9 protein-coding genes and 2 pseudogenes are annotated in these 13376 nt (G+C 61.8%); 4 read left to right on the top strand and 7 right to left on the bottom strand.

The window, feature by feature from the left end:
- The 7 genes and pseudogenes from NH448_RS07615 to NH448_RS07585 form a co-directional block, all read right to left on the bottom strand.
- A pseudogene (locus NH448_RS07615) lies at positions 1-126 on the bottom strand (glycosyltransferase family 9 protein); the annotation flags it as partial.
- Positions 78-1136, bottom strand: coding sequence for an RnfABCDGE type electron transport complex subunit C (locus NH448_RS07610; RefSeq protein WP_253028642.1), 1059 nt, complete (start codon positions 1134-1136; stop codon positions 78-80). The pseudogene NH448_RS07615 and the gene NH448_RS07610, both read right to left, overlap by 49 nt.
- Entirely contained in the window at positions 1123-1689 is a 567-nt protein-coding gene (gene rsxB / locus NH448_RS07605; protein WP_253028641.1) for an electron transport complex subunit RsxB, read from the bottom strand. Before rsxB ends, NH448_RS07610 begins: the two co-directional genes overlap by 14 nt.
- Positions 1686-2276, bottom strand: a complete 591-nt coding sequence (gene rsxA / locus NH448_RS07600; protein ID WP_045994778.1) for an electron transport complex subunit RsxA — start codon at positions 2274-2276, stop codon at positions 1686-1688. The genes rsxB and rsxA overlap by 4 nt, the downstream gene beginning before the upstream one ends.
- A 63-nt stretch (positions 2277-2339) precedes the next feature.
- Positions 2340-4382 (bottom strand): methionine--tRNA ligase, encoded by a 2043-nt coding sequence (metG, locus tag NH448_RS07595; protein WP_045994777.1) that lies wholly within the window; start codon positions 4380-4382, stop codon positions 2340-2342.
- Between the two features lie 120 nt (positions 4383-4502).
- Positions 4503-5990 (bottom strand): tRNA uracil 4-sulfurtransferase ThiI, encoded by a 1488-nt coding sequence (gene thiI, locus NH448_RS07590; RefSeq protein ID WP_045994776.1) that lies wholly within the window; start codon positions 5988-5990, stop codon positions 4503-4505.
- Positions 5991-6122: 132 nt separating this feature from the next.
- Positions 6123-6404 (bottom strand): hypothetical protein, encoded by a 282-nt coding sequence (locus tag NH448_RS07585; RefSeq protein WP_045994775.1) that lies wholly within the window; start codon positions 6402-6404, stop codon positions 6123-6125.
- Between the two features lie 398 nt (positions 6405-6802).
- Between NH448_RS07585 and NH448_RS07580 the strand changes: the two genes are divergently transcribed.
- The 4 genes and pseudogenes from NH448_RS07580 to NH448_RS07565 all read left to right on the top strand — a co-directional run bounded on the left by NH448_RS07580 (position 6803) and on the right by NH448_RS07565 (position 13140).
- Positions 6803-8746, top strand: a complete 1944-nt coding sequence (locus NH448_RS07580; protein ID WP_249742783.1) for a TolC family outer membrane protein — start codon at positions 6803-6805, stop codon at positions 8744-8746.
- A gap of 271 nt (positions 8747-9017) precedes the next feature.
- Positions 9018-11123: pseudogene (locus NH448_RS07575) on the top strand (type I secretion system permease/ATPase).
- Positions 11123-12541, top strand: coding sequence for an HlyD family type I secretion periplasmic adaptor subunit (locus tag NH448_RS07570; RefSeq protein WP_045993760.1), 1419 nt, complete (start codon positions 11123-11125; stop codon positions 12539-12541). The pseudogene NH448_RS07575 and the gene NH448_RS07570 overlap by 1 nt, the downstream one beginning before the upstream one ends.
- The gene (locus NH448_RS07565; RefSeq protein WP_045993759.1) at positions 12541-13140 is read left to right on the top strand and encodes a response regulator transcription factor; all 600 of its coding nucleotides are present in this window, start codon (positions 12541-12543) and stop codon (positions 13138-13140) included. Before NH448_RS07570 ends, NH448_RS07565 begins: the two co-directional genes overlap by 1 nt.
- Positions 13141-13376 lie beyond the last annotated feature (236 nt).

Genomic DNA, 13376 nt, shown 5'->3' with positions numbered 1-13376 from the left:
GGTATGCCCGAGCGGGCAATGTCGCTCGAAGCAGGGCGAGCAGGACAAAGCCAGATAGTGAATCCGGGCGTTGTCGGTCAGCGGCGGCGTATAGGCCGGCGACGAGGAGCCATAGATCGCCTGGATATGGCGCGATCGAGGCCGGCGTCCTGCAGCAGGTGTTCGATGGCGGTGCCCAGGCGCGCGGTGACATTGCCGGGGCGTGCCAGCGCTCGGCCCGCCAGGGTCAGGGTGCGCTCGATCATCGGCTTGCCGAGCGCCACCGCGTCGTGGATGGCCGCCAGGGTCCCGGGATTGTGACACAGCACGCCGGCGTCAACCGGCAGCTGGTCAGAGGCGAGACGGCGGCCCAGCAGGCGCTCGATCAGCTGGCGCTCGCCGCCGCTGGGGTAGCGGGTGGGGATCACCTCGAGTCGTGCCGGACAGGGCAACTCGTTTAGCCGGGCCCGCACGGCGCTGGCCGCCTCGGGCTTGTCGTCTTCGATGCCGATGACAATAGAGGCGGCCCCGGTGGCATGGGCCACCATTGCTGCACCGAGCAGCACCCGGTCGGTGTGCTGGCGCAGTGTCTGGTCATCGGCGCTCAGGTAGGGTTCGCACTCGGCGGCGTTGACCACCAGGGTATCGATGCCCGCCTGGCGTGCCGCGCGGACCTTGAGATGGGCCGGAAATCCGCCGCCGCCCATGCCGGCGATGCCGGCGTCGGCAATCCGTTGGATGATCTCGTCGGGGGCCGCGCCTTGCCAGTCGAGCGGCGGCAGCCAGTGGTGCTGTGAAGCGCCGTCGGCCTCGATCACCACGGCGGGCGGGTGTTGTCCGCCGGCGTCCGCCTCGTCGTGCATGAACAGCGCGCTGACGTGGCCCGAGATGCTGGCGTGCACCGGCAGCGCCAGGTGGCCGACGGCGCGTGCCACTGGCTCGCCGGCACGCACGTACTGGCCTGGCTTGACGATGGGCTGGACCTCTCGCCAGGGCTGGTCGCGGCCATCTTCCAGCAACAATGTCACCCTGGCCGGTAGCGGCGGCGTGCGTATGCCCAGGTCACGGGTCTGCGACTTGCGGGTAGGAGGCAGCACGCCGCCAGCGGGCCGGGTACCCGTCGCCAGTGATCGCCAGAGCCGCTCAAGTACTGCCATGAAGCGTCTCCGTGGTACGGTCGCTGGGGATGATGCCGGCGGTCCAGCGGGGTTGTGGCTCTCTTGGCAGCATGTCGATGCAGTCCACCGGACAGGGAGCGATACACAGATCACAGCCGGTGCATTCGTGTGCGATGACCGTGTGCATCATCTTCGAGGCACCGAGGATGGCGTCCACCGGGCAGGCCTGGATGCACTTGGTGCAGCCGATGCATTCATCTTCCCGAATAAAGGCCACCCGGGGGGTATCGTCGGCGTCGCCGTCGAGCGGCAGAGGTTCCCGACCAAGCAGTTCGGCCAACTCAAGAATGGTTGCCTCGCCGCCCGGTGGACAGCGGTTGATGGCCTCTCCCTGCTCGACGGCTTCGGCGTAGGGCCGACAGCCGGGATAGCCACACTGGCCACATTGGGTCTGGGGCAAAAGGGCGTCGATCTGCTCCACCAGGCCATCCTCGCCGTCCTTGAAGCGACGGTTCAGCCAGCCCAGCAGTCCGCCGCAGACGCCGATCAGCGCGACCATCAGGACCACGCCGACAAGACTCGTCAGGCTCATGGGGAGCCCCCGGTGGCAAGTCCGGTGAAGCCCATGAAGGCCAGCGACATCAGGCTGGCGGTGATCATGGCGATGGCTGCACCGCGAAACGGGCGGGGTACATCGGCGCCCGCCAGGCGTTCGCGCATGGCCGCCAGCAGGATCAACACCAGCGAGAAGCCCAGAGCGGCGCTGAATCCGTACAGCAGCGCATCGAAGAAGCCGCCGTCGCGACCCAGGCTCAGCAGCGCCACGCCCAGCACCGCGCAGTTGGTGGTAATCAGCGGCAGGAAGATGCCGAGCACCCGATGCAGCAGGGGGCTCAGGTGGCGGACCATGACCTCGGTGGCCTGGACTACCACGGCGATCACCACGATAAAGGCGATGGTGCGCAGGTACTCAAGATCCAGCGGCACCAGCAGATAACGGTGCAGCAGGTGACTGGCCGCCGATGACAGGGTCAGTACGAAGGTGGTGGCAAGGGACATGCCCAGCGCCGATTCCAGCTTCGAGGACACCCCCAGGAAAGGGCATAACCCGAGAAACTGCACCAGCACGAAGTTGTTGACCAGGGCGGTACTGACGAGGACGAGAAGAACGTCGGTCATGGAATGCACGAGGTAACGGCCGGCGGGCAGGGTCCCGCCGGCGCATGGGCTTGATGGAACCCCTTAGCTGACCCGCTGGCCGGGTTCTGCGCCACTGTGGGGTTCGAGCAGATAGATGCCGTCGTCGTTGCCAGCCGCCAGCACCATGCCTTCGGAAACACCAAAGCGCATCTTGCGCGGTGCCAGGTTGGCCACCATGACGGTCAGCTTGCCTTCGAGAGCCTCCGGCGAATAGGCGCGACGGATGCCGGCGAAGACCTGGCGGCTTTCGCCGCCGAGATCCAGCGACAGCTTGAGCAGCTTGTCGGCCCCTTCGACGTATTCCGCCTTGGCGATTCGGGCGATACGCAGGTCCACCTTGGCGAAGTCGTCGAAGCTGATCTCGTCGGCGATCGGCGTCTCGGCCAGCGGTCCCTTGGGCGTTTCCTTGAGCTTCTGTTCTTCCACCAGATCCTCCTTCGATGCTTCGATCATGGCATCGATACGATCGTTCTCGACCCGGGTCATCAGCGGCTTGAACTTGTTGACGGGGTGATCGCCCAGCCAGGTCTCGCGGCTGTTCCAGTCGAGGGTGTCGAGATTCATGAACAGTCTGGCCTGTTCGGCCATGGCCGGTACGACCGGGGCCAGGTAGACCATCAGCTGACGGAACAGGTTGATTCCCATGGAGCAGATGTCGAGCACTTCCTGCTCGCGGCCTGCCTCCTTGGCCAGCACCCAGGGGGCCTGGTCGGCGATGTAGCTGTTGGCCTCGTCGGCCAGTTCCATCACCTTGCGCATGGCGCGGCCGAACTCCCGCTGTTCATAGTAGTCGGCGATCTCGTCACCGGCGGCGATGAAGCGTGCCAGCATGTCCGGCTCGGCGCAGTGAGTCGACAGCTGCCCACCTCCGAGCTTCTTGACGAAACCAGCGCAGCGGCTGGCGATGTTGACCACCTTGCCCACCAGGTCGGCATTGACCCTGAGCGCGAAGTCCTCGAGGTTCAGGTCGAGGTCATCGACACGGGAGGTGAGCTTGGCGGCGAAGTAGTAGCGCAGGTACTCGGGATTGAGATGCTCGGCGTAGGTCGCGGCCTTGATGAAGGTGCCGCGTGACTTGGACATCTTGGCGCCGTTGACCGTGACGAAGCCGTGGCAGTTGACTGCGGTGGGGGTGCGCATCTCGGCCCCGTGCAGCATCGCCGGCCAGAACAGGGCGTGGAAGTAGACGATGTCCTTGCCGATGAAATGGTAGACCTCGGCCTTTGAGTCGCGCTCCCAGTAGCTGTCGAAGTCCAGCCCCTCACGCTCGCACAGGTTCTTGAAGCTCGCCAGGTAGCCGATCGGAGCGTCCAGCCAGACATAGAAGTACTTGCCCGGCGCGTCAGGAATCTCGAAGCCGAAGTAGGGCGCGTCGCGGCTGATGTCCCACTCGTTGAATCCGGACTCGAACCATTCCATCAGCTTGTTGCGGATCTGCGGCTGGACATGGTCGTCCTTGATCCAGGCACTGAGGAAGTCGGCGAAGTCAGGCAGCTTGAAGAAGTAGTGGGTGGAGCTGCGGACTTCCGGGGTGGCGCCGGAAATAGCCGATACCGGATCGATCAACTCGGCAGGGGTATAGGTGGCGCCGCAGGCCTCGCAGTTGTCGCCGTACTGATCCGCGGTGTGGCACTTGGGACAGGTGCCCTTGATGAAACGATCGGCCAGGAACAGACCCTTGACCGGATCGTACATCTGCTCGATGTCACGGGTGGCGATGTGCCCCTTGTCGCGCAGGCGCTTATAGATAAGCTCGCTGAAGTGGCGGTTTTCCTCGGAGTGGGTCGAGTGGTAGTTGTCGAAGGCCACGCCGAAACGGGCGAAGTCCTGCTGGTGTTCGCGGGATACGCGGTCGATCAGCGCCTCGGAGGTGATGCCCTCCTGCTCGGCACGCAGCATGATCGCGGTGCCGTGGGCGTCATCGGCGCAGACGTAGTGGCACTGGTGGCCGCGACTCTTCTGGAACCGCACCCAGATATCCGTCTGGATGTACTCCAGCAGGTGGCCCAGGTGAATGGCGCCGTTGGCGTAGGGCAAGGCGCTGGTGACCAGAATCTGGCGCTTGTCGGGTGCGGTGATGGACATGGTGTGACGTGATATCCCGTTGAAAATCAGGCGACGATTGTAGCTAGGATCGAGGTCGTGTGCATCCGCTATCGTGCTTGGGCGCAGCCATGAAAAAGCCGTTGCGCAGACGGTGCATTGTCAGGAGGACGCCACCAGCAGGCCGACATGCTCAAGGCCTCGGTCCTTGAGGTGCAGCGCCTGGAGGCGGCTCATGACACCCTGGTCACAGTAGAGGAGATAGCGGGTGTCGGGATCAAGCGCATCGCTGCGGGTCGCCAGTTCATAGAAGGGAATATGATCGACGGGGCAGGCGAGTGGCCCAAGCGGACGGCGCTCGACGTCGTCCGGGGGCCGCACATCGATGACCCGGGTCGCCGTTCGGGCGAAGTCGTGGAGGCCTCCAAAGGAGACTTTTGCCAGAGGCTCCTGGGAGGGTGCGCTGACGCCTTTGGATACTGGCGCATCGACAGGCTGGCGAGTGGCGCTGGCCAGGGCGCGATCCAGCAGGTCGGCCGGTAGCCTGGCCTCTGCCGCCTGAAGTTCCTTCAGCGACGCCTTGACCCTGGGGCGGCTGGACATCCCGCCGCAGTACTCGGGCATTCGGCTCGACGCCTCAGCGGTAGCGATCCGGTGGGCCTCATCGATGATGGTCTGCTTGTCATCGGTCAGCAGCGGTCGCAACACCGGCAGGTGGCTGGCGCGGTCGATCAGGCCGAGATTGGTCAGTGTCTGGCTCGATACCTGGGCGATCGCCTCTCCTGTCACCAGGGCGGGGATGCGCGCGCGTTGCGCGACTCTTGCGGCGGCCTCGATCATCAAGCGCTTGAGCACCAGCGACACCAGGCCATCAGGTACCTCGCGACGCAGTGTCTCGACCACTTCCTCGAAGGGAACGGTGATGAAGTTGGCCTTGTGGGAGGCGCTGTATCGTTGCCACAGGTCTCGGGTCAGCGCCTTGACCGCGCTTTCCTGTTCCTGTCCGCCAAAACGAAAGAGGACAAAGTGACACTTGATGCCGCGCCTGAGCATCCGATAGGCCGCCACCGGGGAGTCATAACCCCCTGACATCAGTACCAGTGCCTCTCCCTGGGTGCCTAGTGGAAAGCCACCGAGGCCCGGCCCAAGGTCGACTTCCTCGATCAAGGTGTCGCCATCGATCCGCAGTGGCATCACTACCTCCGGGGTGCTCAGGTCGACCCTGGCATCAGCAGCATGGGCGAGCAGCGCTGCGCCCAGCGCACGCTCTACCTCCACCGAACCGAAGTCGTGATGTCCCTTGCGCTTGACCTTGACCTTGAAGCGCTTGCCTTCGAGCTCCGATGCTCGTTCGCGTGCCAGTTGTTCGATGGTGTTCCGCCAGTCCCCAAGCGGCCTGTTACGTGTCCTGGCCACGCGCTGAACGCCCGGTATCCGGGTCATGCTTGCTTCCAGTGCCAGACGATCCCCGCGAGAAAGCTCCCGCGGAAGTCTTACGACAAGATGGTCCCATTGGGCAACGACCTTGGTCTTGGGCTCCTGGCGCCTGAGTGCATTGCGCAGATTGGTGGCCAGGCAGCGACCCATGTGGCGTCTCACCGAGGCGGACTTGGTGGCGATGTCGGCAGAAAGGGAAAGACGATATTCCATGGTGTGAACGCCGAAACTACGATGTAAGAATAGTAACCTTGATCCAGATCAAGTTTGATGGAGATCTTCGAGATTCCGCCGACGGCAGGGGGGCGATCGGCGGGGGGCAGGAAAAAAAGAGGAAAAAATGCGTCAGTACAGCGCTTTTTCTTCCTGTACGACCTCTTTGAGAAGCTCCAGGAAGAGCCGGTCGGCTTCGGAGTGCTCCTCGGCGCTGTCAGGGATATGAATGCTGGTGGTGTCCGAGATTTCGTTGGCAATGTCGGCCATGACGCCACTATCGCTGCCACTCTCCAGGTGCCGGCGGGCGATCTCTAGAGAGGTCTCCAGGACCTTGGGGTCCTGCAGCAACTTTTTGATAAAGCCGGTCAATTCATTGATGACACGGGTTTTTTGAATTTCGGATGAGGCCATCGGTGACTCCTTGGCTAGGCGCTTGATCCAAGGGATTACGATAGCATGTTTGTGGACTGCTACGGGACAGGTTTGCTGTAGGGCGATGTTGTGGATTCTGTCAAGTGGTGCCTTGCCTGACCATGATGACATTGAATGACGAGATGTTACCGAATGTGTTCGAATGTGAGAGGATTGTAGTTGTAACAGTAGTTGTGGCTGGATGGGATGTTAGCAGCGTTGGGGAAGCGCTCGACAATCGGCGCTACAGGGAAACTGCTCGCCCATCCCGGGGATGATGAGAATGGTAGCGCCGAAGCAGCACGGCTGGTCCTGCAGAATCCGGGGTTGTTGGGCTAGTTCGTTGGTACTAGATTCAACTGTACTGGCTGCGGCCATTGATAATTAAGGGAACACGAATGAAAACGATCCGCCGAGAACCTCGCTCTTCCATGGTGCGGCCGCTGGTCAGTGCCATCGCATTGGCCTCTACGTCAATGCTGATGGGGTCAGGTGTCATGGCCCAGGACGCGCAGACATTGCCGCCTGGCACGACATCGCCCGGTGCGGCGACCCTGCGTGACGTCGTGGAGCAGACCATCAATACCAATCCTGAGGTGCTGGCCGCCTGGAATGGTTTCCAGGCGGCGGGCCACGATGAGCGGGTGGCCTTTGGGGGCTATCTGCCTCAGATTGACGTCAACGCAGGCGTCGGCCTCGAGGATCGTCAGAACGATCAACAGGGCAGCTACGACACCGACTATGTCGAGGTGACGCTGAACCAGATGATCTATGACGGCTTCGCCACCGCCAGCGAGGTCGAGCGTCTGAGCCGGGCAGAACTGGTACGCTACTACGAGCTGCTGGGGGCGAGTCAGGACGCGGCGTTGGACGCAACTAATGCCTATCTTGATGTTCAGCGTTACCGCCGCCTGGTGGGCCTGGCCCAGGACAACTATCAGAAGCACCTGGAGGTCTACCAGCAGATCGAGGCCCGTGCGCTGTCCGGCGCCGGTCGTCGCGTCGACCTCGAGCAGATCAGCGGTCGTCTGGCACTGGCCGAATCGAATCTGATCACCGAAGCCTCCAACCTGCACGATGTGTCTGCGCGATTCCAGCGTCTGGTGGGCGAATTGCCGCCGGAAGCGTTGGCGCCGGCGCCGACCTTTGCCGAGCAGCTACCCGCTGACGTCGCCCAGGCGTTGCAGCTAGCCTACGAGGGTAACCCGGACTTCCATGCCGCCATCGAGAACATCGAGGCCGCCCGCGCCGAGCGTGAAGGCACCAAGTCGCCCTTCCATCCCAGGCTTGACCTGGTGGGCCGCAGTGGTACCTACAAGGGCAGTGACACCGACGGCGACTTCATTTCCGACAATGATCATGAAGACCGTCACAGCATCGAACTGGTGGGTAGCCTCAATCTGTATCGCGGCGGCAGCGACCTGGCGTCGTTCCGCGCCGCCAGTGATCGCGTCGAGCAGGCGGTCAATCTGCGTGACAAGGCATGCGTCGACATTCGTCAGACCACCACCATCGCCTACAACGACACCCGTCGTCTGCGCGACCAGTTGGAATACCTGAACGAGCACCGTCAGACGACCGATCGCGTACGCGGAGCCTACAAGCAGCAGTTCGATATCGGTCAGCGTTCGCTGCTCGACCTGCTGGACATCGAGAATGAGTACTTCGAGGCGAGTCGTGCCTATGTGAACGCGCAGTATGACGTTGCTCTGGCAGATGCGCGCACCCTGCGTGCCACCGGTAGCCTGCTGGAGGTGCTGGAGGTACGCAAGGATGGACTGCCGAGCCTCGCCGAGCTGGACAGCAACGGTGTGTCGATCACGCCGGATATCGTCTGTCCGGCGGTAGGTCCGCGGTCCTACAGCATCGAGGAGCTCACCGGCTCCACACGGGCTCCGGACGTCGTCATGCCTGCGGACGCTCTGTTCGAGATCAACAGCTACGTGCTGAGCGCGAGCGCCAAGCAGGAACTGAGTGCGTTGGCCGACCGTATCCGTGGCCGTAACGACCTGGTCCGGGTATTCATCGCTGGCCATGCGGACATCTCGGGTACCGATGCCATCAATGATCCACTGTCGCGTAATCGAGCGGCAGCGGTGGGCCAGTACCTGGTCAGCCAGGGCGTCAGTGCTTCGCTGATTGAAACCCGGGGCTATGGCTCGCATCGGCCTGTTCAGTCCAACGACACCGTCGAAGGTCGTCGCCAGAACCGTCGAGTGGAGATCACACTTGAACGCAGTGGCGAGAATCTGGACATGGGGGCATTGCCTGGTTCCGCCGGTGATGACAGTGTGTCCCTTGCCTGGGCGCGAGGGGAACACGGTCGCGGCCTGGAGGGCTAGAAGCTCAGTGGATGATCGCGTCCTCGCTTATCGGGGACGCCATTTCCCGGAATATGGATGCAACTGCCACGTTCTGGTCCTTGCATTGCCGCAAAGGAAGCCGTGACGACAGCAGGGATGATAGGCCGGGTCGCACGGAAAGGGCGTTCTGGTACAGCCATCGGCCGACAGAGAGGTTTACGTGGACGATTCACGAGTTGCGGATGAAGCAGAATTTACAACACCTGAAGCGCAGGAGCAGGACGAAGACAGAGGCCCAGTCAAGGATGAGTTGCTGGAAGTGCTGCTGTCGATTGCTCACTATCACGAGCATGATGTCAGTGCGGATTCCCTGACAGCCGGGCTGCCGTTGGAAGATGGTGCACTGACGCCAGGGATATTTCCCCGGGCGTCGGAACGTGCCGGGCTGACGGCGCGACTCGTCAAGAGTCGCCTCGTTCAGTTGAATCCTGCGCTATTCCCTGTCGTGCTGTTGCTGGAGCCGGGGCGCGCCTGCGCATTGCTCGATATCGATGTCAAGGCGCGTACCGCTCAGGTGATTTACCCCGAATTGGGGCAGGCGTCGGTAGAAATCTCGCTGGACGAGCTTCACGAACGTTACAGCGGGACGGCGATCTATACGCGGCCGCGGTTCCGTTTCGACGCCCGGTCGAAGGATGTCAACGAGAAACGTTCTGGGCATTGGTTCTGGAGCGTGATCAAGGAAAACAGACGCCTTTACCGTGACGTGATACTGGGCTCCGTCGCCATCAACATCTTCGCGCTGGCGATGCCCCTGTTCGTTCTCAATGTCTATGACCGCGTGGTGCCCAATCACGCCACCGAGACACTGTGGGTGTTGTCCATCGGTGCATTGATCGTACTGGCATTCGACTTGACGCTCAGGTTGATGCGTTCGAGCTTTGTCGATCTTGCGGCCAGTCGAGCTGACGTCAAGCTCTCGTCGCGTATCATGTCTCGCGTCATGGGGATGCGGATGGAGGCCAAGCCTGCCTCGACCGGTTCCTTTGTCTCGATGCTGTAATCCTTCGAGTCGGTTCGGAGCTTTATCGGCTCCGCCACCGTGATCGCCTTGGTGGACCTGCCGTTCGTTCTGATGTTCATCGCCATCATTGGCCTGATAGGACCTGCACTGGTCATTCCTATCGTGGTTGGCGTGCTGTTTATCTTGCTCTACGCCCTCGGTGCCCAGGGAAAGCTGCACGACTTGTCGGAAACGACCTTGAAGGTAGGGGCGCAACGTAACGCCACTCTGGTGGAATCGGTCTCCCAGCTCGAGACGGTCAAGACGCTGCGGGGCGAGAGCCGAGTTCAGGGGCAATGGGAGCAGGCCAGTGCCTTCCTTTCGCGTACCGGCGCTCAGCTGAAGTTTCTCGGAACCTCGGTCACCAGTATCGCCCAGTGGACCCAGAATACCGTCGGTATCTGCGTCATCCTTATCGGCGTCTATCTGATCATCGACGGCAATCTCTCCCAGGGCGGGCTGATCGCTGCCTATATGCTGTCGTCTCGTGCGCTGGCACCGGTCAGTCAGGCCGCCGCACTGCTGGCTCAGTATCATCAATCGGCCACGGCCCTGGAGTCGTTGGATAGAGTGATGGAAATGCCGGTGGAACGTGAGGAAAAGAGCTACATCGATCGTCCCGCCGTCAAGGGGCTGGTGAAGTTCGACAAGGTTACCTTCCGCTACCCCCAGGCCGAGAATGACAGCCTTCGCGACGTCTCTCTGTCGGTAGCACCAGGCCAGAAGGTGGCGCTGCTGGGGCGAGTTGGCTGTGGCAAGACCACGTTGCAGAAGTTGTTGCTCGGTCTGTACCAGCCGACGTCGGGAGCGGTGCTGATCGACGATGTGGACATTCGTCAGTTCGACCCTCTGCAGTTGAGGCGACATATCGGCTATGTGCCTCAGGACGTTCGCCTGTTTTACGGCTCACTGAAGGACAACATCATCGCCGGTGCCGGCAGCGAAGGGGTGGATGACGATCTGCTGCTCAAGGCCATCCGTATCAGTGGGCTCGATGGACTCGTCAGCACACACCCTCAGGGCGTCGAGCTGCAGGTAGGCGAAGGCGGACAGATGCTTTCGGGTGGTCAGAAGCAGGCGGTAGCGATCGCGCGAGCCATCGTGCACGACCCGGCGATCTTGTTGCTGGATGAGCCGACCAGCGCCATGGACCACGCCAGCGAGGAGGCCTTCAAGCGCAACCTCAAGGATTACGCTGGGGGCAAGACGATGGTGGTGGTGACGCACCGCACGTCACTGCTGTCGCTGGTGGATCGTATCGTGGTCATCGACTCTGGCAAGGTGGTCGCAGATGGTGAGCGTGACAGCGTCATGGATGCGCTGCGCAAAGGCCAGATCGGGAGGGCCAGCTGATGTCCAGCAAGAGTGCCGAACAGAAGGGATTCGAAGGCGTCGGTCGCGTATCACGCAAAGGTGGCAAAGTCTTTCGCCCCTTTATCGACCGGTTGTTTGCGCGTCGCGTCAGCGCATCCCATCTCAACAGAGATTGGGCGAGCGACGCAGACTGGGCGCGAATGCAGCAGGATCCTCTGCGCGCCAGGCTGATGCTGTACATGGTTGTCGTAGCGATCATCTGCGTGATCGTCTGGGCCTGCTTTGCGCCGATCGATGAGGTGACACGCGGTAGCGGCAGGGTCATACCCTCCAGCCAGCTTCAGCGGGTGCAAAGCTTCGATGGAGGCGTGGTTCAGGAGATTCGCGTCAGCGAAGGTGATTTTGTTTCCACCGGCGATCTGCTGATGCGCATCGACCCGACGCGTTTTCTCTCGAACTTCAACGAGAACCGGGCGAAGGCGGAAACCCTGCAAGCCAAGGCCGAGCGACTGAGGGCGCTGGCTACCGGGTCGGACTTCTCTCCGTCGGAGGCATTGATCGAGCAGGCGCCCAATATCGTCTCCCGTGAGCGCGAGCTATACCACAGTAGTCTGGAAACGCTGGATGAGCAGAAGCAGATACTGCAGGAGCGACTGGCACAGCGCCGGGCGGAGCTCAACGAGGCGACTGCGCGTCGCAACGCAGCCAGTCGCGAGCTGAATCTTGCCAGTCAGGAACTCAACATGACGCGCCCTCTGCTGTCCAGCGGGGCGGTCTCAGAGGTTGAAGTGCTGCGCTTGCAGCGTGAGGTCTCCAGGGCGAGTGGTGAGCGCAATCAAGCGACGGCTCAGGTGTCGCGGCTGGAGTCGGCGATTCAGGAGGCGCTGGGTGAGCTTCGTGAGGTCGATGCGAAGGCGCGCAATGAGTGGCGTCAGGAGCTGTCGGCGACCCTGGGTGAACTGTCGGCCCTGGACGAGTCCAGCGAGGGGCTTCAGGACAGGGTGCGTCTCTCCGAGATACGCTCGCCGGTCGATGGTGTCGTTCAGCGTCTGGCGATCAATACGATCGGCGGGGTGGCTCAGCCCGGTCAGGAGGTGGTGGATATCGTCCCGACAGACGACGCCCTGGTGGTCGAGGCCAAGATCGCGCCGCAGGACATCGCGTTTCTACGCCCGGGCCTGCCTGCGACCATCAAGTTGACGGCCTATGACTTCTCCATCTATGGCGGGTTGGATGCCCAGCTGGAGCACATCAGCGCCGACACTACTACCGATGAAGAGGGAAACACCTACTATCGGGTTCGAGTGCGAACCGAAGACAGCGCTGAAGCCGAAGCGGTGGATGTCATCCCGGGCATGACCGCTCAGGTGGATATCCTGACCGGCAAGCGAACGGTGATGCAGTTCCTGCTGAAGCCGGTACTGCGCGCCTGGGGTAACGCGATGGGAGAGCGGTGATGACTCGATACCTGGTCTACCAAGGAAGTAGCGAGGTACCGCGCTGGAATGATGCCTTCAGTGAACTGGAAGTGGTCGCTCCTCACAGTGTCATCGACCATGCCGTCAAGGGCGATCTCGCCTGGGTAGTGGTTGAAGGCGGCGACTGGACGGGACTGTGCACGCGTTTGGCCAGCAAGGGAGTGCTGGTGTCGGTGCTGTCCTTCAACCCGCATTCCGCAGAAGCGTATGAAGCCTTCACCGCTGGCGCCAGGGGCTATGTCCACGCGCTTTCTACCCCCGAAGTGCTGCGTCAGGTCGATGTCGTGGTGAGGCACCGGGGCATCTGGCTTTGGCCCGAGTTGATGGACAGCCTGGTGGGCGGTGTCTTCAAGGCCATGGGTGGGGCGCCTGCCGTGCACCACGACTTGCTGGAAGGTTTGACCGAGCGCGAGAAGGATGTTGCGCTGGCTGTGGCGGAGGGCCAAAGCAACAAGCTGGTGGCGCGAGAGCTCGGTATTACCGAGCGAACCGTCAAGGCCCACCTCGGGGCAGTCTTCCGCAAGTTGGGGGTCAAGGATCGGATGCAGTTGATCCTGCGCCTCTCCAGGGATCGTTGACGGCGAAAGAAGTGGTCATTACCGCGCGACAGTTTAAAGGGGGCTTTTTGCCCCCTTTTTCTGTGGTAGAACGGTTGATCTGATGTCGTCAAGTGCTGGCGTCTCGGCCTCTGCACCTTACTCCGGAAATAGAGCCCTGGAATAGTGCCGTTACTTTTCGGTCTGGGAAAGTCGTTGGTTGAAGTAAGAGATTATCTTTATATTTTGCAATAAACACTTCTTAACTGTGCATTTGT

This window comes from Halomonas sp. OfavH-34-E, from assembly GCF_024124525.1.
Lineage (GTDB): Bacteria > Pseudomonadota > Gammaproteobacteria > Pseudomonadales > Halomonadaceae > Halomonas > Halomonas litopenaei.
The sequence above is the reverse complement of the archived record's forward strand: the minus strand, read 5'-3'. Positions and strand labels throughout refer to the sequence as shown.

Excerpts from the sequence above, each read along its gene's own strand:
- NH448_RS07610 (WP_253028642.1), bottom strand. The coding sequence starts at position 1,136 with ATGGCAGTACTTGAGCGGCTCTGGCGATCACTGGCGACGGGTACCCGG.
- rsxB (WP_253028641.1), bottom strand. The coding sequence starts at position 1,689 with ATGAGCCTGACGAGTCTTGTCGGCGTGGTCCTGATGGTCGCGCTGATC.
- rsxA (WP_045994778.1), bottom strand. The coding sequence starts at position 2,276 with ATGACCGACGTTCTTCTCGTCCTCGTCAGTACCGCCCTGGTCAACAAC.
- metG (WP_045994777.1), bottom strand. The coding sequence starts at position 4,382 with ATGTCCATCACCGCACCCGACAAGCGCCAGATTCTGGTCACCAGCGCC.
- thiI (WP_045994776.1), bottom strand. The coding sequence starts at position 5,990 with ATGGAATATCGTCTTTCCCTTTCTGCCGACATCGCCACCAAGTCCGCC.
- NH448_RS07585 (WP_045994775.1), bottom strand. The coding sequence starts at position 6,404 with ATGGCCTCATCCGAAATTCAAAAAACCCGTGTCATCAATGAATTGACC.
- NH448_RS07580 (WP_249742783.1), top strand. The coding sequence starts at position 6,803 with ATGAAAACGATCCGCCGAGAACCTCGCTCTTCCATGGTGCGGCCGCTG.
- NH448_RS07570 (WP_045993760.1), top strand. The coding sequence starts at position 11,123 with ATGTCCAGCAAGAGTGCCGAACAGAAGGGATTCGAAGGCGTCGGTCGC.
- NH448_RS07565 (WP_045993759.1), top strand. The coding sequence starts at position 12,541 with ATGACTCGATACCTGGTCTACCAAGGAAGTAGCGAGGTACCGCGCTGG.